18 protein-coding genes are annotated in these 15871 nt (G+C 54.1%); 9 read left to right on the forward strand and 9 right to left on the reverse strand.

Annotation, left to right across the window (positions count from 1 at the left end; genetic code table 11):
- Nucleotides 1–103: 103 nt before the first annotated feature.
- The 3 genes from yrbN (at nucleotide 104) to mtr (ending at nucleotide 3476) form a co-directional block, all read left to right on the forward strand.
- Entirely contained in the window at nucleotides 104–184 is an 81-nt protein-coding gene (yrbN, locus tag D9741_RS00545; RefSeq protein WP_010723222.1) for a protein YrbN, read from the forward strand.
- Nucleotides 177–2078: an ATP-dependent RNA helicase DeaD gene (deaD, locus tag D9741_RS00550; RefSeq protein WP_130204606.1), complete on the forward strand. Its 1902-nt coding sequence runs from the start codon at nucleotides 177–179 to the stop codon at nucleotides 2076–2078. The genes yrbN and deaD overlap by 8 nt, the downstream gene beginning before the upstream one ends.
- Before the next feature lie 153 nt (nucleotides 2079–2231).
- Nucleotides 2232–3476, forward strand: a complete 1245-nt coding sequence (gene mtr, locus D9741_RS00555) for a tryptophan permease (protein ID WP_130204608.1) — start codon at nucleotides 2232–2234, stop codon at nucleotides 3474–3476.
- A gap of 116 nt (nucleotides 3477–3592) precedes the next feature.
- Here mtr and D9741_RS00560 read toward each other — a convergent pair whose 3' ends face one another.
- The 3 genes from D9741_RS00560 to D9741_RS00570 form a co-directional block, all read right to left on the reverse strand.
- Nucleotides 3593–4600 (reverse strand): luciferase-like monooxygenase, encoded by a 1008-nt coding sequence (locus tag D9741_RS00560; RefSeq protein ID WP_100007171.1) that lies wholly within the window; start codon nucleotides 4598–4600, stop codon nucleotides 3593–3595.
- 80 nt (nucleotides 4601–4680) lie between these two features.
- A complete protein-coding gene (locus D9741_RS00565; RefSeq protein WP_130219213.1) occupies nucleotides 4681–5559 on the reverse strand; it encodes a U32 family peptidase in 879 nt (292 codons plus the stop codon).
- Between the two features lie 8 nt (nucleotides 5560–5567).
- Nucleotides 5568–6563, reverse strand: coding sequence for a peptidase U32 family protein (locus D9741_RS00570; protein WP_130219215.1), 996 nt, complete (start codon nucleotides 6561–6563; stop codon nucleotides 5568–5570).
- Between the two features lie 208 nt (nucleotides 6564–6771).
- Between D9741_RS00570 and D9741_RS00575 the strand changes: the two genes are divergently transcribed.
- On the forward strand, nucleotides 6772–7296 hold the full coding sequence (locus D9741_RS00575; RefSeq protein WP_046081285.1) for an SCP2 domain-containing protein: 525 nt from the start codon (nucleotides 6772–6774) through the stop codon (nucleotides 7294–7296).
- Entirely contained in the window at nucleotides 7290–7793 is a 504-nt protein-coding gene (locus tag D9741_RS00580) for an N-acetyltransferase (protein ID WP_000908554.1), read from the forward strand. The genes D9741_RS00575 and D9741_RS00580 overlap by 7 nt, the downstream gene beginning before the upstream one ends.
- Here D9741_RS00580 and yhbQ read toward each other — a convergent pair.
- Nucleotides 7780–8082: a DNA damage response exodeoxyribonuclease YhbQ gene (gene yhbQ, locus D9741_RS00585; RefSeq protein WP_000189315.1), complete on the reverse strand. Its 303-nt coding sequence runs from the start codon at nucleotides 8080–8082 to the stop codon at nucleotides 7780–7782. The two genes, D9741_RS00580 and yhbQ, sit on opposite strands and share 14 nt — an antisense overlap.
- A gap of 50 nt (nucleotides 8083–8132) precedes the next feature.
- Between yhbQ and D9741_RS00590 the strand changes: the two genes are divergently transcribed.
- The gene (locus D9741_RS00590) at nucleotides 8133–8576 is read left to right on the forward strand and encodes a YhbP family protein (RefSeq protein WP_130219217.1); all 444 of its coding nucleotides are present in this window, start codon (nucleotides 8133–8135) and stop codon (nucleotides 8574–8576) included.
- Here the strand turns inward: D9741_RS00590 and yhbO are convergent.
- Nucleotides 8556–9074 (reverse strand): protein/nucleic acid deglycase, encoded by a 519-nt coding sequence (gene yhbO, locus D9741_RS00595; RefSeq protein ID WP_130219219.1) that lies wholly within the window; start codon nucleotides 9072–9074, stop codon nucleotides 8556–8558. The two genes, D9741_RS00590 and yhbO, sit on opposite strands and share 21 nt — an antisense overlap.
- A 127-nt stretch (nucleotides 9075–9201) precedes the next feature.
- Between yhbO and D9741_RS00600 the strand changes: the two genes are divergently transcribed.
- Together D9741_RS00600 and D9741_RS00605 are read left to right on the forward strand one after the other, a co-directional pair.
- Nucleotides 9202–9837: an NAD(P)H-binding protein gene (locus D9741_RS00600; protein WP_130219221.1), complete on the forward strand. Its 636-nt coding sequence runs from the start codon at nucleotides 9202–9204 to the stop codon at nucleotides 9835–9837.
- A 72-nt stretch (nucleotides 9838–9909) separates the two neighbouring features.
- The gene (locus D9741_RS00605) at nucleotides 9910–10950 is read left to right on the forward strand and encodes a permease (protein ID WP_130219223.1); all 1041 of its coding nucleotides are present in this window, start codon (nucleotides 9910–9912) and stop codon (nucleotides 10948–10950) included.
- A 386-nt stretch (nucleotides 10951–11336) separates the two neighbouring features.
- On the opposite strand, the gene dolP is transcribed toward D9741_RS00605, so the two are convergent.
- From dolP to lpoA, 4 genes are read right to left on the reverse strand one after another with little or no spacing between them, the layout of a single operon-like run.
- Complete coding sequence (dolP, locus tag D9741_RS00610) at nucleotides 11337–11912, reverse strand: division/outer membrane stress-associated lipid-binding lipoprotein (RefSeq protein WP_000646037.1); 576 nt, start codon at nucleotides 11910–11912, stop codon at nucleotides 11337–11339.
- A gap of 9 nt (nucleotides 11913–11921) precedes the next feature.
- Nucleotides 11922–12512 carry a DnaA initiator-associating protein DiaA gene (diaA, locus tag D9741_RS00615; protein ID WP_001158034.1) on the reverse strand — a complete coding sequence of 197 codons (591 nt, stop codon included), beginning with the start codon at nucleotides 12510–12512 and terminating at the stop codon, nucleotides 11922–11924.
- Between the two features lie 19 nt (nucleotides 12513–12531).
- Nucleotides 12532–12927, reverse strand: a complete 396-nt coding sequence (locus D9741_RS00620) for a YraN family protein (RefSeq protein WP_130219225.1) — start codon at nucleotides 12925–12927, stop codon at nucleotides 12532–12534.
- Nucleotides 12885–14921 (reverse strand): penicillin-binding protein activator LpoA, encoded by a 2037-nt coding sequence (gene lpoA / locus D9741_RS00625; protein WP_130219227.1) that lies wholly within the window; start codon nucleotides 14919–14921, stop codon nucleotides 12885–12887. The genes D9741_RS00620 and lpoA overlap by 43 nt, the downstream gene beginning before the upstream one ends.
- A 64-nt stretch (nucleotides 14922–14985) precedes the next feature.
- Between lpoA and rsmI the strand changes: the two genes are divergently transcribed.
- Nucleotides 14986–15849, forward strand: coding sequence for a 16S rRNA (cytidine(1402)-2'-O)-methyltransferase (gene rsmI, locus D9741_RS00630; RefSeq protein WP_130219229.1), 864 nt, complete (start codon nucleotides 14986–14988; stop codon nucleotides 15847–15849).
- The last annotated feature ends 22 nt before the right edge of the window (nucleotides 15850–15871 follow it).

Raw genomic sequence — 15871 nt, forward strand, 5'->3', positions numbered from 1 at the left:
ACGTACACATCAGCCCGTAATCTTTTTTGATTGCCATCACCTTAACGGGTGAGGGCGTTGTTGTTCGTTAATACACCTACTTTGAGCCGGTTCACACTTTTCAATGAAAATTGCTGATCAATTTCATGATGAGTTATGTAGACTGGCCGCCATTAATTTTGAGGCACACGTACTACATGGCTGAATTCGAAACCACTTTTGCAGATCTGGGCCTGAAGGCTCCTATCCTTGAAGCCCTTAACGATCTGGGTTACGAAAAACCATCTCCAATTCAGGCAGAGTGTATTCCACATCTGCTGAATGGCCGCGACGTTCTGGGTATGGCCCAGACGGGGAGCGGAAAAACTGCAGCATTCTCTTTACCTCTGCTGCAGAATCTTGATCCTGAGCTGAAAGCACCACAGATTCTGGTGCTGGCACCGACCCGCGAACTGGCGGTACAGGTTGCTGAAGCAATGACGGATTTCTCTAAACACATGCGCGGCGTAAACGTGGTTGCCCTGTACGGCGGCCAGCGTTATGACGTGCAATTACGCGCCCTGCGTCAGGGGCCGCAGATCGTTGTCGGTACTCCGGGCCGTCTGCTGGACCACCTGAAACGTGGCACTCTGGACCTCTCTAAACTGAGCGGTCTGGTTCTGGATGAAGCTGACGAAATGCTGCGCATGGGCTTCATCGAAGACGTTGAAACTATTATGGCGCAGATCCCGGAAGGTCATCAGACCGCTCTGTTCTCTGCAACCATGCCGGAAGCGATTCGCCGCATTACCCGCCGCTTTATGAAAGAGCCGCAGGAAGTGCGCATTCAGTCCAGCGTGACTACCCGTCCTGACATCAGCCAGAGCTACTGGACTGTCTGGGGTATGCGTAAAAACGAAGCACTGGTACGTTTCCTGGAAGCGGAAGATTTTGATGCGGCGATTATCTTCGTTCGTACCAAAAACGCGACTCTGGAAGTGGCTGAAGCTCTTGAGCGTAACGGCTACAACAGCGCCGCGCTGAATGGTGACATGAACCAGGCGCTGCGTGAGCAGACACTGGAACGTCTGAAAGATGGCCGTCTGGACATCCTGATTGCGACCGACGTTGCGGCCCGTGGCCTGGACGTTGAGCGTATCAGCCTGGTCGTTAACTACGATATCCCGATGGATTCTGAGTCTTACGTTCACCGTATCGGTCGTACCGGTCGTGCGGGTCGTGCTGGCCGCGCGCTGCTGTTCGTTGAGAACCGCGAGCGTCGTCTGCTGCGCAACATTGAACGTACTATGAAGCTGACTATTCCGGAAGTAGAACTGCCGAACGCAGAACTGCTGGGCAAACGCCGTCTGGAAAAATTTGCCGCTAAAGTACAGCAGCAGCTGGAAAGCAGCGATCTGGATCAATACCGCGCACTGCTGAGCAAAATTCAGCCGACTGCAGAAGGTGAAGAACTGGATCTCGAAACTCTGGCCGCCGCACTGCTGAAAATGGCACAGGGTGAACGTACTCTGATTGTTCCGCCAGATGCGCCGATGCGTCCGAAACGTGAATTCCGTGACCGTGATGACCGTGGTCCGCGCGATCGTAACGATCGTGGCCCGCGTGGCGACCGTGAAGATCGTCCGCGTCGTGAACGTCGTGACGTTGGCGATATGCAGCTGTACCGCATTGAAGTGGGCCGTGATGATGGTGTTGAAGTTCGTCATATCGTTGGCGCGATTGCTAACGAAGGCGACATCAGCAGCCGTTACATCGGTAACATCAAGCTGTTTGCTTCTCACTCCACCATCGAACTGCCGAAAGGTATGCCGGGTGAAGTGCTGCAACACTTTACGCGCACTCGCATTCTCAACAAGCCGATGAACATGCAGTTACTGGGCGATGCACAGCCGCATACTGGTGGTGAGCGTCGTGGCGGTGGTCGTGGTTTCAGTGGCGAGCGTCGTGAAGGTGGTCGTGAAGGCGGTCGTAACTTCAGCGGTGAACGCCGTGAAGGTGGTCGTGGTGATGGTCGTCGTTTTAGCGGCGAACGTCGTGAAGGCCGCGCACCGCGTCGTGATGACTCTACCGGTCGCCGTCGTTTCGGTGGTGATGCGTAATTCACGCTGACCTGCAGAACTCTGCCGTAAAGTAAAATATACAGCCCCGATTTTAACAATCGGGGCTTTTTTTCTGTCTTTTGTACTCGTGTACTGGTACAGTGCAATACATAACAACGCAGTCGCACTATTTTTCACTGGAGAGAAGCCCTCATGGCAACACTAACCACCACCCAAACGTCACCGTCGCTGCTTGGCGGCGTGGTGATTATCGGCGGCACCATTATTGGCGCAGGGATGTTTTCTCTGCCAGTGGTCATGTCCGGTGCGTGGTTCTTCTGGTCAATGGCGGCGCTGATCTTCACCTGGTTCTGCATGCTGCATTCCGGATTGATGATTCTGGAAGCTAACCTGAATTACCGGATCGGTTCGAGTTTTGACACCATCACCAAAGATTTGCTGGGCAAAGGCTGGAACGTGGTCAACGGCATTTCCATTGCCTTTGTGCTCTATATCCTGACCTATGCCTATATTTCTGCCAGTGGTTCGATTCTGCATCACACCTTCGCGGAGATGTCGCTGAACGTCCCGGCACGCGCGGCGGGTTTTGGTTTTGCACTGTTGGTGGCGTTTGTGGTGTGGTTGAGCACCAAAGCGGTCAGCCGGATGACGGCGATTGTGCTGGGGGCGAAAGTCATTACCTTCTTCCTCACCTTCGGTAGCCTGCTGGGGCATGTACAGCCTGCGACATTGTTCAACGTCGCCGAAAGCAATGCATCTTATGCGCCGTATTTGCTGATGACCCTGCCGTTCTGCCTGGCGTCGTTTGGTTATCACGGTAACGTGCCAAGCCTGATGAAGTATTACGGCAAAGATCCGAAAACCATCGTGAAATGCCTGGTGTACGGTACGCTGATGGCGCTGGCGCTGTATACCATCTGGTTGTTGGCGACAATGGGCAACATCCCTCGTCCGGAGTTTATCGGCATCGCCGAGAAGGGCGGCAATATTGATGTGCTGGTACAGGCGTTAAGCGGCGTGCTGAACAGCCGTAGTCTGGACCTTCTGCTGGTCGTGTTCTCAAACTTTGCGGTAGCGAGTTCGTTCCTTGGCGTAACGTTGGGTTTGTTTGACTATCTGGCAGATCTGTTTGGTTTCGACGACTCGGCTATGGGCCGTTTGAAAACAGCGTTGCTGACCTTTGCCCCGCCTGTTGTGGGTGGCCTGCTGTTCCCGAACGGATTCCTGTACGCCATTGGTTATGCTGGTTTAGCGGCTACCATCTGGGCGGCAATAGTTCCGGCGCTGTTGGCCCGCGCATCGCGTAAACGCTTTGGCAGCCCGAAATTCCGCGTCTGGGGCGGCAAACCGATGATCGTGCTGATTCTGGTGTTTGGCGTTGGTAACGCACTGATCCATATTTTATCGAGCTTTAATTTACTGCCGGTGTATCAGTAATCAGCGGTGCCTTATCCGACATGTCTCCTGCCTACGTAGGCCTGATGCGCTTCGCTTATCAGGCCTACGTAGGACAGCGTTGCCAGCTCGGATAAGGCTTCCCGCGTTAAAACACACTATCCCAACAACTCTTCCTTAACATCCATCGCCAGCTCAAACGAATGCAGCCGCGCCTGGTGATCGAAAATCTGCCCGTTAACCATAATCTCATCGGCGTCGGTTTCGCGCAGGATCGACTGCAAACCATGACGCACTTTCGTTTTATCGCCCACCAGCGACATACTCAGCGCCTGCTGCACGCCATACTGCTCGGATGGCGACCAGAACTGATCCATATTTTGAATCGGTGGCGGCAGTTGCCCGGTTTCGCCGCGGCGCAGCTTCACAAAGGCTTGCTGCATCGAGGTAAACAGAAATTCAGCGTCGCGGTTGCTGTCGGCAGCGATAATATTGATGCACACCATCGCGTACGGTTTTTCCAGCCGTGCCGATGGTTTGAAGTTGCTGCGATAAAGATGCAGCGCCTGGAACAGCATATCCGGCGCGAAGTGTGAGGCAAACGCGAACGGCAGACCAAGCTGCGCTGCCAGTTGCGCACTGTAAAGGCTGGAGCCTAGCAACCACACCGGGATTTTCTCACCATAGCCCGGTACCGGGCGCACATGCGGATTGGGATCGCGGGCGTCAAACCAGTCCACCAGTTCTGCGACATCGCGGGGGAAATTATCAATATCGCCGCTCATATGACGACGTAGCGCCATCATGGTTCGCTGGTCACTACCCGGCGCACGACCCAGCCCCAAATCGATTCGCCCCGGATAGAGCGTATTGAGCGTGCCGAACTGTTCGGCAATCACCAACGGTGAGTGGTTAGGCAACATCACGCCGCCGGAACCCAGATGCAGCGTGGTGGTATTCGCCGCCAGATAGCCAATCAACACCGACGTGGCAGCACTGGCAATGCCGGTCATATTGTGGTGTTCCGCCAGCCAGTAGCGATGATAGCCGCGCTTTTCAGCCAGACGGGCGAGATCGAGAGAGTGGGAGAACGCTTCTCGCGCTGAAGAACCTTCGGGAATGGGGGCCAAATCGAGTAGCGAAAACGCAATGGTTTTATCAGTCATAACAGCTCACTTTGTTACCGATTAATCTTTAATACTGCATTAAAGAGTAGTTAAAGTTGTTAACAAAGTGAGCTATTTACTTAGGCTTGCAGCTCCAGTCCTGCCAGCCGCCGCCAGTAGCCGTTACAGTCGCTGTTTGCCGTCAACGGCAGTGGCGCAGCGCCATTTTCATTGGCGCGGAAGGCGTCGAGCATAGCGAAAGTGTCAGTCCCCTGCGGTGACAGGCGGACCACATCGACCAGCCCCTGCATGGATGCCAGCTCGTTACCGAGGTTGTAAACGTAGCCGCTCATGGTCTGAATGCCATTGAGTACAAACACTTGTTGGTTTTCCTGCGACAGAACGTTGCGCCCGTTCGGATACTTAATGCAGCAGGTTTCACACTCATCTTTCGGGCGGTCTTCCGAACGCGCGGTAAAGCAGCGGGCGGAGTAGGCCAGCGGCAGATAACCGTAGCTCAAGACTTCCACTTCAAACTGGTTGCGAATGCCCAGCTCATCGCATTGATTAAGCAGATTCACCAGCCAGTCGCGGGAAAGTTCCACCGGCATACACCAGCGCATCATGCCCTGTTTGAGCAATATTTTCAGCGTCACCGCGTTGTAGCAGTTCAGCGCGTGCCCGGCGACGAACGGCAGTTTGCGCTCAGCGCACATATTCACCACGCCGAGATCGCTGGCTTCAATCAGAAACTCACCATTCTCAACATAGCGTTTCAGTTCGCCCAGTTCGGAGGATGCCTGCACCAGCGCCAGCGTGGAGAGCACAATCTGCTTGCCACTTCCGGCAAGCGATTTAGCCATCTCCAGCCAGTCGCCAACTTTAGTTGCCCGGCGCTTGCTGCATACCGCTTCACCAAGATAAATCACGTCGGCGCTGCTGGCGGCGGCCTGCTGATAAAATTCTTCCAGCGTCTCTTTTGGCCAGTACCACAGCACTGGCCCTAAGGAATATTTCATTGCTTTTCTCACTGCCATTTACGGTGATACGCGCCAAGGGTGGTCTGCGTGCCTTCGGACATCGACCCGAGCGTCTCCATCCACGCGCTTTGCGGTATGAAGTTTTGCGGATCGGCCTTACAACGGTCAATAGCCTGACGCCAGACTTTCGCCACCTGGCTGACATACGCCGGGCTACGCTGGCGGCCTTCAATTTTCACCGAAGCAATATTCGCCGCCATTAACTCCGGCAGCAGTTCCAGGGTATTGAGACTGGTTGGTTCTTCCAGCGCGTGATAACGCTCGCCGTCCACCAGATAACGCCCTTTACACAACGTCGGATAACCTGCGTTTTCGCCGTCCTGATAACGGTCGATCAGCACTTCGTTCAGGCGGGATTCCAGCCCCTGCGGCGTTTGTTGCCAGCGCACGAAGCGGGCCGGAGAACACGCGCCCACGGTGTTGGGCGATTCCCCCGTCAGATACGACGACAGATAGCAACGCCCTTCCGACATAATGCACAGGCTGCCGAAAGCGAACACTTCCAGCGGTACAGGGGTAACACGCGCCAGTTGTTTTACCTGATGAATCGACAACACGCGCGGCAGCACCACGCGGGCAACGTCAAAATGGCGATGATAAAAGTGAATCGCCTCTTCATTGGTCGCCGAAGCCTGCACCGATACGTGACGCTCAATATGCGGGTATCGCTCGGCGGCGTACTCCAGCATGGCGAGGTCGGCGAGGATCAGCGCGTCGGCACCCAGCTGCGCCGCCATATCCACGGCGCGCTGCCAACGGGCGTAACCGTCCGGATGCGCAAAAGTGTTAATTGCGATGTGAAGTTTGCGGTGATGTTGATGAACAAAACTCACCGCTTCCTGCAATTTTTTCTCGGTAAAGTTAAGGCCGGCGAAGTGGCGGGCATTAGTATCATCTTTTAGCCCGATATAAACAGCATCTGCGCCGTTTTCGATGGCCGCCTTAAGCGCCGGGAGATTTCCGGCAGGGCAGAGCAGCTCCATAATTTTTCCTGAAGGTTGCGCAGTCAAAGCGCAAAAATGTTAACGAACTGGGATTTTAGTTAACCCTGCTGCGACAATTTTTGATTTAAGGCAGTTAAAGTTGTATTGGTGGTAGCTGCAATTTCATATGGAATTGTTGATTTATACCGCTATGTTATTTTTCCAATATGGCAAAATAGGATGATTGTTGAAGCAGGGAGTAAAACTCGTGTTGGATAAACTGCGTTCCCGCATTGTGCATTTGGGGCCATCTCTGTTGAGTGTACCGGTAAAACTGACGCCATTTGCGCTTAAACGCCAGGTTCTTGAGCAGGTCTTAAGCTGGCAATTCCGTCAGGCGCTGGACGACGGCGAGCTGGAGTTCCTTGAAGGCCGCTGGTTAAGTATTCATGTGCGTGATATTGACCTGCAATGGTTTACCTCGGTGGTGAATGGCAAACTGGTGGTCAGCCAGAACGCGCAAGCTGATGTGAGTTTTAGTGCCGACGCCAGCGATCTGCTGATGATTGCGGCGCGTAAACAAGATCCAGACACGCTCTTCTTCCAGCGTCGGCTGATGATTGAAGGCGATACGGAGCTGGGGCTGTATGTGAAAAACCTGATGGACGCCATTGAACTGGAGCAGATGCCGAAAGCCTTACGTATGATGCTGCTGCAACTGGCGGATTTTGTTGAGGCGGGAATGAAAACCGCGCCTGAAACCAAACAGACATCGGTAGGTGAACCATGCTAATTCGAGTAGAAATTCCCATTGATGCGCCGGGTATTGATGCCCTGCTGCGTCGTTCATTCGAAAGCGATGCGGAAGCGAAGCTGGTTCACGATCTGCGTGAAGATGGCTTTCTGACGCTGGGGCTGGTGGCGACAGATGACGAAGGTCAGGTCATTGGCTATGTGGCATTTAGTCCGGTTGATGTGCAGGGCGAAGACCTGCAATGGGTCGGCATGGCTCCGTTGGCGGTTGATGAAAAATACCGTGGACAGGGGCTGGCACGCCAACTGGTCTATGAAGGACTCGATTCGCTTAATGAGTTTGGCTATGCCGCAGTGGTGACGCTGGGCGATCCGGCGCTGTACAGCCGTTTTGGCTTTGAACTGGCGGCGCATCACGATCTGCGTTGCCGCTGGCCGGGCACTGAAAGCGCCTTCCAGGTACATCGTTTAGCGGATGACGCGCTGAATGGCGTAACCGGTCTGGTTGAGTATCACGAGCATTTCAATCGCTTTTAATCTTTGGGGTTTGCAGGCTGCTCAACAGTTCTGCAAACCCTGCGCCTTCCGCTACCAGACGCTCTTTTTGCCGTTTTGTCAGTTGCTTAACGCGATATTCTGCCCGTAGCGCCAGCGAACGATCGCCCACTGGCGCGGAAAACGCCAGCGTTAGTTCACCTTTCCCGCGCAGTGCTTTCGCCCCTTTGCCGCTTTGGTGCTGCTGATAGCGGCGTTCGACATCCGTGGTGATCCCGGTATAAAGCTTATTGTCGGCGGTACGGATCAAGTAAAGAAACCAGGGTGTCATCGTCTGCGTCACATGTTAAGGTCTGGCCCACAGTATAAAAGAGAACAGCAATGGAAACACTCACCGCCATCAGCCGTTGGCTGGCAAAACAACATGTTGTCACCTGGTGTGTGCAGCAGGAAGGGGAACTGTGGTGCGCCAATGCCTTTTATCTTTTTGATGCGCAGAAAGTCGCCTTCTACATTTTGACGGAAGAAAAAACGCGTCATGTGCAGATGAGCGGGCCGCAGGCGGCGGTGGCCGGAACGGTAAACGGTCAGCCGAAAACGGTAGCGTTAATTCGCGGTGTGCAGTTTAAAGGCGAGATCCGCAGGCTGGAAGGTGAGGAAAGCGACCTTGCGCGCAAGGCGTACAATCGTCGCTTTCCGGTTGCCAGAATGCTGCCGGCCCCGGTGTGGGAAATCCGGCTCGATGAAATCAAATTCACCGACAACACGCTGGGCTTTGGTAAAAAACTGGTCTGGCTACGCGGCTCAGGCACCGAGCAGGCGTAACGCCTCGCGGTTAAACGCTGGCAGATCGTCCGGCGTCCGGCTGGTAACCAGCTGATCTTTATCGACCACTACTTCCTGATCGTAAAATTCCGCGCCCGCGTTTTTAACATCAATAATGATCGGTTTAACGGCGGTCAGTTTGCGTCCCCGAATCACATCGGCGCTGATCAGCTGCTGTGGGCCGTGACAGATGGCGAAAACCGGTTTGCCGCTATTCACAAAATCACGGGTGAAGGTGACAAAACGGTTGTCGCCACGCAGATAATCCGGTGAATGACCGCCTGGTAGCAGCAGGGCATCAAACTCTGCGGGTGTCACTTCATCGATGGATTTATCGATGGTCACGCTGGCTTCTCCTTTTTTGCCTTTCACCGTTTTACCCGCTTGTTTTTCAATGGTAATCACTTCGTGTCCGGCTTTACGGAACTCGTCTGCGGGTGAAGTGAATTCTGAATCCTCAAATTCATCAGTGATTAAAACGGCAATCTTCTTACTCATGTTTCCTCCGCGTTGTTGCATTGGATGAGGCGAATTTCTCACGATCGGGGATAATTACCTCGTAGACTATTAAGCCTGGTGCATGTACCAGGGAGCGCAAGGCGGACAATTCTGTAAAGGAGCGAAGATGAGTAAGGTACTGATTACAGGCGCAACGGGGCTGGTGGGCGGTCACCTGCTGCGGATGTTGATTAACGAACCGAAAGTTAACGCCATAGCCGCGCCGACGCGACGTCCGTTGGGAGATATGCCAGGAGTGTTCAATCCCCATGATCCGCAACTGACCGACGCGCTGGCGCAGGTCACCGATCCCATCGACATTGTGTTTTGTTGTCTCGGCACCACGCGGCGAGAAGCGGGGAGCAAAGAGGCGTTTATTCATGCCGATTACACGCTGGTAGTGGATACCGCATTAACCGGGCGGCGGCTGGGCGCGCAGCATATGCTGGTGGTCAGTGCTATGGGTGCCAATGCCCACTCGCCGTTTTTCTATAACCGCGTCAAAGGGGAGATGGAAGAAGCATTAATTGCCCAGAACTGGCCGAAATTGACCATTGCTCGCCCGTCGATGTTACTGGGCGATCGTAGCAAACAGCGGATGAACGAAACGCTTTTTGCGCCGCTGTTCCGTTTGTTACCAGGTAACTGGAAATCCATTGATGCGAGAGACGTGGCGCGGGTCATGCTGGCAGAGGCGATGCGGCCTGAGCATGAAGGCGTGACTATTTTAAGCTCTTCAGAATTACGCAAAAGAGCTGAATAATTATTCCCAAGAATTGATAGTGAGCGTAATATTCACGCACTCAATTATCATAACTTATTCCTGGGGAATGCTATGACTGGTCAGTCTTCATCTCAGGCGGCAACGCCCATTCAGTGGTGGAAACCCGCGCTTTTCTTTCTCGTTGTCATTGCCGGTCTCTGGTATGTGAAATGGCAACCTTACTACGGCAAAGCCTTTACTGCCGCTGAAACCCACAGTATCGGTAAATCTATCCTTGCGCAGGCGGATGCTAATCCGTGGCAGGCGGCGTGGGATTACGCGATGATCTATTTCCTCGCGGTATGGAAAGCGGCGGTGCTGGGGGTGATCCTCGGTTCGTTGATACAGGTGCTGATTCCGCGTGACTGGCTGCTGCGCACGCTTGGGCAATCACGCTTTCGCGGCACGCTGCTGGGAACGCTGTTTTCGCTGCCGGGTATGATGTGTACCTGCTGTGCGGCTCCGGTCGCGGCGGGAATGCGTCGTCAGCAGGTGTCGATGGGTGGTGCACTGGCATTCTGGATGGGGAATCCGTTGTTAAACCCGGCGACGCTGGTGTTTATGGGGTTTGTCCTTGGCTGGGGCTTTGCCGCGATTCGTCTGGTGGCGGGGCTGGTGATGGTGTTGCTGATTGCGACGCTGGTGCAAAAATGGGTGCGTGAAACACCGCAAACGCAGACACCGGTCGAAATTGACATACCGGAAGTGCAGGGCGGGTTTTTTAGCCGCTGGGGCAGGGCGCTATGGACGCTTTTCTGGAGTACGATCCCGGTTTATATCCTTGCTGTACTGGTGTTGGGTGCCGCTCGCGTCTGGTTATTCCCCCATGCCGATGGTGCTGTCGATAACAGCCTGATGTGGGTGGTGGCGATGGCGGTGGCAGGATGTTTGTTTGTCATTCCCACGGCAGCAGAAATTCCGATTGTACAAACGATGATGCTGGCAGGTATGGGAACCGCTCCGGCGCTGGCATTGTTGATGACGCTTCCAGCGGTAAGTTTGCCGTCGTTGATAATGCTGCGCAAAGCGTTCCCGGCGAAAGCCTTATGGCTGACGGGGGCGATGGTGGCAGTGTCTGGTGTGATTGTCGGCGGGCTGGCGCTGTTATTCTGATTGGAGGGAAAACATGTCGGATGCGGCGTAAACGCCTTATCCGACCTACGGTTTGCATCGTTGTAGGCCTGATAAGACGCGGCAAGCGTCGCATCAGGCAACAGCAGTCGGATGCGGCGTAAACGCCTTATCCGACCTACGGTTTGTATCGTTGTAGGCCTGATAAGACGCGGCAAGCGTCGCATCAGGCAACGGCAGTTGGATGCGGCGTAAACGCCTTATCTGACCTACGTTTTGTGTCGTTGTAGGCCTGATAAGACGCGGCAAGCGTCGCATCAGGCAACGGCAGTCGGATGCGGCGTAAACGCCTTATTCGACCTACGGTTTGCATCGTTGTAGGCCTGATAAGACGCGGCAAGCGTCGCATCAGGCATTACAAGGGGCTGCTATTTAATAAACGTAAACGCCGTGGTCACACGCTTCACGCCGCTCACCCGGCTGGCAATATCTGCCGCTGCTTTCGCTTCACGTTCAGTCACCAGCCCCATCAGGAACACTTCACCGTTTTCGGTAGTCACTTTCACGTTGGACGATTTCACCAGATCGCTGGTTAAGAGCTGCGAACGCACTTTGGTGGTGATCCACGTATCGTTAGACGCTTCGCCCAGACCAATCGGCTGGCCCTGACGAATCTCGTTATACACTTCATTTGCGCCATCTACGCCCATAGCAATCTGTTTGGCGCGAGCCGAAAGCTCAGAGTTTGGTGACTGCCCAACCAGCAGCACTTTGCCCTGATAGGCCGTTACATTAATGCGCGCTTCTTTCTTAATCTGTTCGTCTTTCGACAATGCGCTGTTCACGCGCACTTCCAGGGTACCATCGTCCACCTGGGTGCCGACACTGCGTGGGTCAGTTGCGGCTTTGGTACCCACAGCAGCGGTACCCACTACGGCAGCGGCAACACAACCTTGCAACAGCAGCGCGGAAATAAGGACTGCGATTGGCGATAATGCCTTCATGTATTCTCCTTAATCATCCTGGTGAGGGAAAAGCGTGTTATCGATCAGATCGCACAGGCAATTTACCGTCAGCATATGCATTTCCTGAATGCGAGCACTACGATGTGAAGGAATGCGGATCTCTACATCCTGTGGCCCTAACAAACCAGCAAGTTCACCGCCGTCATAGCCGGTTAATGCCACAATGGTCATATCACGCGTAACGGCGGCTTCAACCGCTTTTACGATATCGCGGCTGTTGCCACGGGTGGAAATGGCTAACAATACATCTCCCGCATGACCCAGCGCCCGCACCTGTTTTGCATACACTTCATCATGTAAGCGATCGTTGGCAATCGCCGTTAAGACAACATTATCAGTATTTAGTGCAATGGCAGGTAGGCTGGGCCGCTCCGTTTCGAAACGGTTGATCATGCTGGCAGCAAAATGCTGTGCGTTGGCAGCGGAGGTTCCATTACCACAACAGAGGATTTTGTTGCCATTGAGCAGAGACTGAACCAGCGTCATGGCTGCACGGGAGATGGCATCCGGAAGCGCCTCTGCCGCCGCAATTTGAGTTTGAATGCTTTCAGTGAAGCAAGCTTTAATTCTTTCTTGCACGCTAATCCTTAAACCTTAATTATGAGTGGTCATTAAAGGCATCCTTAATCCACTCAACCTCATTCCCGGTGAAGGCTACCACATCGAACCGGCAATCCACAGTATCAAAACTCCCATTATGACGCGCGAGCCACAAGCGGGCAGTCTGTAATAATTTGTGTTGTTTGCTGCGGGTCACACTGGCTACCGCGCCGCCGTAAAGGGCAGAGCGGCGGTAGCGCACTTCGACAAAAACGGTGGTCTGGCCTTCACGCATTATCAGATCGATCTCGCCGCCACGCTCGTTCACGTTAGCGGCGATAAACCGCAGTCCTTTGCCTTCCAGCCAGCGACGCGCTTGCGCTTCCCACGCATCGCCGGTCTGTTTAGTGGTTAACTGGCGGGGACTACCTGACCTTGTTGGTACTGTAGCCATGATAACTTCCTGTTAATCACGCAATCCGGGTTAGCCGTCAGACCTCCGGTATTACCGTTGATTTCAAAACCCTGAACCTGGCGCATTTGTGAGAAATGATTTGCCAGCGACCATGCATCAACACCCATTGCATACATGCGAGCCAGCGAATAATCGTTATTCACTGCGCTTAGTGCCTGCTGCATTAACGGTAGATTACCGCCTGCCAGCATCGGGATCTCGCTGTACTGTAATCCTTCCATCTCAAGTCGGAAATCAGGGCCAGCAGAGCCTTGTGCGCTGCGGGAACTGGCGTACAGCGTTGCGCCGCTATGGCTGCCGTTACGCATGGCGATCATCGGTTTGACGAAAGCGATTTCGCCCGGCGTTGCCACAATATAGACCGCGTCGACACGACCACCGTTATTAGTGAACTGGTCATCGGTTGGTGTGGTTTGCAGCGTCGGATTGTTTGTGGTCATGCCGGAATCAGTTGTCGCTCTGGGGGTAATCGGGCTACCCGTTAAAGCGATGCCGGAGCCGCCATTCACGCCCGCGCGTAATTCGCTGATGGAACCAAATTTTTGTTGCAGAACGGTACCGCCACCCAATTTCTGCCACTCTTGCGCGAAGGCGTTTGCTACGCGGTCGCCAAGCGAACTGCGCGGGATCAGCACCAGCGGCGCCTGTTTCCCCTGGTCACGAATATGACGTGCCGCATCGCGTGCTTCATCTTCCGGCGATAGCGCGAAGTAACAGATATTAGCGCGGTTTTCGATATTTTCCGGCTGATTCAGCGCCAGAACGTTCAGTGGAGTGTTGCTCTTCAGCAACTCCTCAACATTATTTTTCAGCAGCGGACCGACCACAATGCTCGCGCCGTCTTGCTGAACCTGGCTTAAGATCTGGCTAAGCGGTTGTGAAGAGGTATCGTAGATTTTCAGTTCTGCGGCTGGATTCGCTGGCGTGCTTACCGCCGCAGTACTTGCCGCAGGGGCGCTTACAGGCACCGGCTGCGCTGCGGTTTCTTCACCCGTTAGATCGCTAACCGAGGCTTGTGCCGGGCTGGCAACGCCATCCACGGTTTGTGGCTGGGGTTGTTCTGCCACGTCAGCGGCAGGCGCGGTAGCTACCTGGGCGGTCACTGGCTGAGTGCCAATGTTTTTCGCCGCTTCAAAGCCTTGTTGAATTGTGCGACCAAATACCGCAGCCTGACCATTCAACGGCAGCAGCAGGGCGATTTTATTGGTTGACGCTGGTTTGAAAGCTTTTACGTTTACCAACTGCGTTGGCAGCATTTTCGCGCCAGGGTTGTTCGGATAACGTTTTTGCCAGTCGGCGATCCCGGCTTTCATCATGTTGGGATCGTTACGGTTATCAAACCAGACGCGTTGCAGATCCAGCCAGCCTTGCAGGATATTTTCGTCGGCGCTAATCACCAGCGTATTCGCCTGCTGTTGGGTCATGGACGATAGCGCCTGCCAGGTAGCGTCAATATTCTGTTGCTTTTCCTTCGCGCCGAGCAGAGGTTCCTGGGCGACTAACGCACGCAGTAATTCAATGGAAGGACGTCCCTGGCTGGCATCGATTTTCGCCTGCCAGTAGCGCGCTTGCTGGTTTTGTTCTAAATCGGTCGGCGTGATTTTTGCCAACAAGGTCTGTGCACCAGTAAAATCTTTTTGCGCCAGCTTGATTTCTACCGCCAGCAGCGTTTTCTCGCGACGCTGGGTATCGTTTAGTTCTTGCGGTAGCTGATTAAACAATTCCACCGCTTGCCCGGTTTTGCCTTCTTTCACCAGTGCACGAATGGCGAGTAATTGCCAGTTGATCCTGGTATCATCAGAGCTTTGCTGCATCTGCTGTAGATAAAAGGCAGAATCGGCCTGCGCCGTCCCCTGCATGTAGGCAGTGGACTGATCGGGGGTATGGGTGCCACAACCGGCGAAAATCAGGGCTGCCAGAACAACAGGCAGACAACGCGCGGCTTTCAAACGAGAAAATGTTGAGGGTACCATAATGTATCCAGTGATATTTTTTTTACGCAATGCTCAATATTAAATCGGCAATACGGACGACACAATGAAACAACACCAATCGGCGGATAATTCTCAAGGCCAGCTCTATATTGTACCTACGCCAATCGGTAATCTGGCGGACATTACCCAGCGTGCGCTTGAGGTATTGCAGGCCGTTGATCTGATTGCTGCCGAGGATACCCGTCATACCGGTTTACTGCTGCAACATTTTGGCATAAACGCCCGGTTGTTCGCGCTTCATGACCATAATGAACAACAAAAAGCCGAAACGCTGCTGGCGAAGCTGCAAGAGGGGCAAAACATTGCGCTGGTTTCCGATGCTGGAACGCCGCTGATAAACGACCCGGGCTACCATCTGGTGCGAACCTGCCGTGAAGCGGGGATTCGCGTAGTGCCACTACCGGGGCCATGTGCTGCCATCACTGCGTTAAGCGCTGCGGGTTTACCATCCGATCGTTTTTGTTATGAAGGCTTCCTGCCTGCCAAATCAAAAGGTCGTCGCGATGCGTTGAAAGCCATTGAAGCGGAACCACGTACGCTGATTTTTTATGAATCGACCCACCGTCTGCTAGATAGCCTTGAAGATATCGTTGCGGTATTGGGCGAATCGCGCTACGTGGTGCTGGCACGTGAGCTCACCAAAACCTGGGAAACCATTCACGGCGCGCCCGTTGGCGAGCTGCTGGCGTGGGTAAAGGAAGATGAAAACCGCCGCAAAGGCGAAATGGTGCTGATTATCGAAGGCCATAAGGCGCAGGAAGACGACTTACCCGCCGATGCACTGCGCACGCTGGCGCTGTTACAGGCCGAGCTTCCGCTGAAGATAGCGGCGGCGCTGGCGGCAGAAATTCACGGCGTGAAGAAAAATGCGCTGTATAAGTATGCGCTGGAGCAACAGGGGGAGTGATATCTCTCCGTGGCCCCGTTTG

The organism is Escherichia sp. E14V7 (assembly GCF_004212225.1).
GTDB lineage: Bacteria > Pseudomonadota > Gammaproteobacteria > Enterobacterales > Enterobacteriaceae > Escherichia.

What these genes read in the sequence shown, in the direction of transcription:
- D9741_RS00620 (WP_130219225.1), bottom strand. Translation starts at nt 12,927, where the DNA reads ATGGCTACAGTACCAACAAGGTCAGGTAGTCCCCGCCAGTTAACCACT.
- mtr (WP_130204608.1), top strand. Translation starts at nt 2,232, where the DNA reads ATGGCAACACTAACCACCACCCAAACGTCACCGTCGCTGCTTGGCGGC.
- D9741_RS00565 (WP_130219213.1), bottom strand. Translation starts at nt 5,559, where the DNA reads ATGAAATATTCCTTAGGGCCAGTGCTGTGGTACTGGCCAAAAGAGACG.
- D9741_RS00600 (WP_130219221.1), top strand. Translation starts at nt 9,202, where the DNA reads ATGAGTAAGGTACTGATTACAGGCGCAACGGGGCTGGTGGGCGGTCAC.
- yhbO (WP_130219219.1), bottom strand. Translation starts at nt 9,074, where the DNA reads ATGAGTAAGAAGATTGCCGTTTTAATCACTGATGAATTTGAGGATTCA.
- D9741_RS00580 (WP_000908554.1), top strand. Translation starts at nt 7,290, where the DNA reads ATGCTAATTCGAGTAGAAATTCCCATTGATGCGCCGGGTATTGATGCC.
- D9741_RS00605 (WP_130219223.1), top strand. Translation starts at nt 9,910, where the DNA reads ATGACTGGTCAGTCTTCATCTCAGGCGGCAACGCCCATTCAGTGGTGG.
- D9741_RS00560 (WP_100007171.1), bottom strand. Translation starts at nt 4,600, where the DNA reads ATGACTGATAAAACCATTGCGTTTTCGCTACTCGATTTGGCCCCCATT.
- yhbQ (WP_000189315.1), bottom strand. Translation starts at nt 8,082, where the DNA reads ATGACACCCTGGTTTCTTTACTTGATCCGTACCGCCGACAATAAGCTT.
- lpoA (WP_130219227.1), bottom strand. Translation starts at nt 14,921, where the DNA reads ATGGTACCCTCAACATTTTCTCGTTTGAAAGCCGCGCGTTGTCTGCCT.
- dolP (WP_000646037.1), bottom strand. Translation starts at nt 11,912, where the DNA reads ATGAAGGCATTATCGCCAATCGCAGTCCTTATTTCCGCGCTGCTGTTG.
- rsmI (WP_130219229.1), top strand. Translation starts at nt 14,986, where the DNA reads ATGAAACAACACCAATCGGCGGATAATTCTCAAGGCCAGCTCTATATT.
- yrbN (WP_010723222.1), top strand. Translation starts at nt 104, where the DNA reads ATGAAAATTGCTGATCAATTTCATGATGAGTTATGTAGACTGGCCGCC.
- deaD (WP_130204606.1), top strand. Translation starts at nt 177, where the DNA reads ATGGCTGAATTCGAAACCACTTTTGCAGATCTGGGCCTGAAGGCTCCT.
- D9741_RS00570 (WP_130219215.1), bottom strand. Translation starts at nt 6,563, where the DNA reads ATGGAGCTGCTCTGCCCTGCCGGAAATCTCCCGGCGCTTAAGGCGGCC.
- D9741_RS00590 (WP_130219217.1), top strand. Translation starts at nt 8,133, where the DNA reads ATGGAAACACTCACCGCCATCAGCCGTTGGCTGGCAAAACAACATGTT.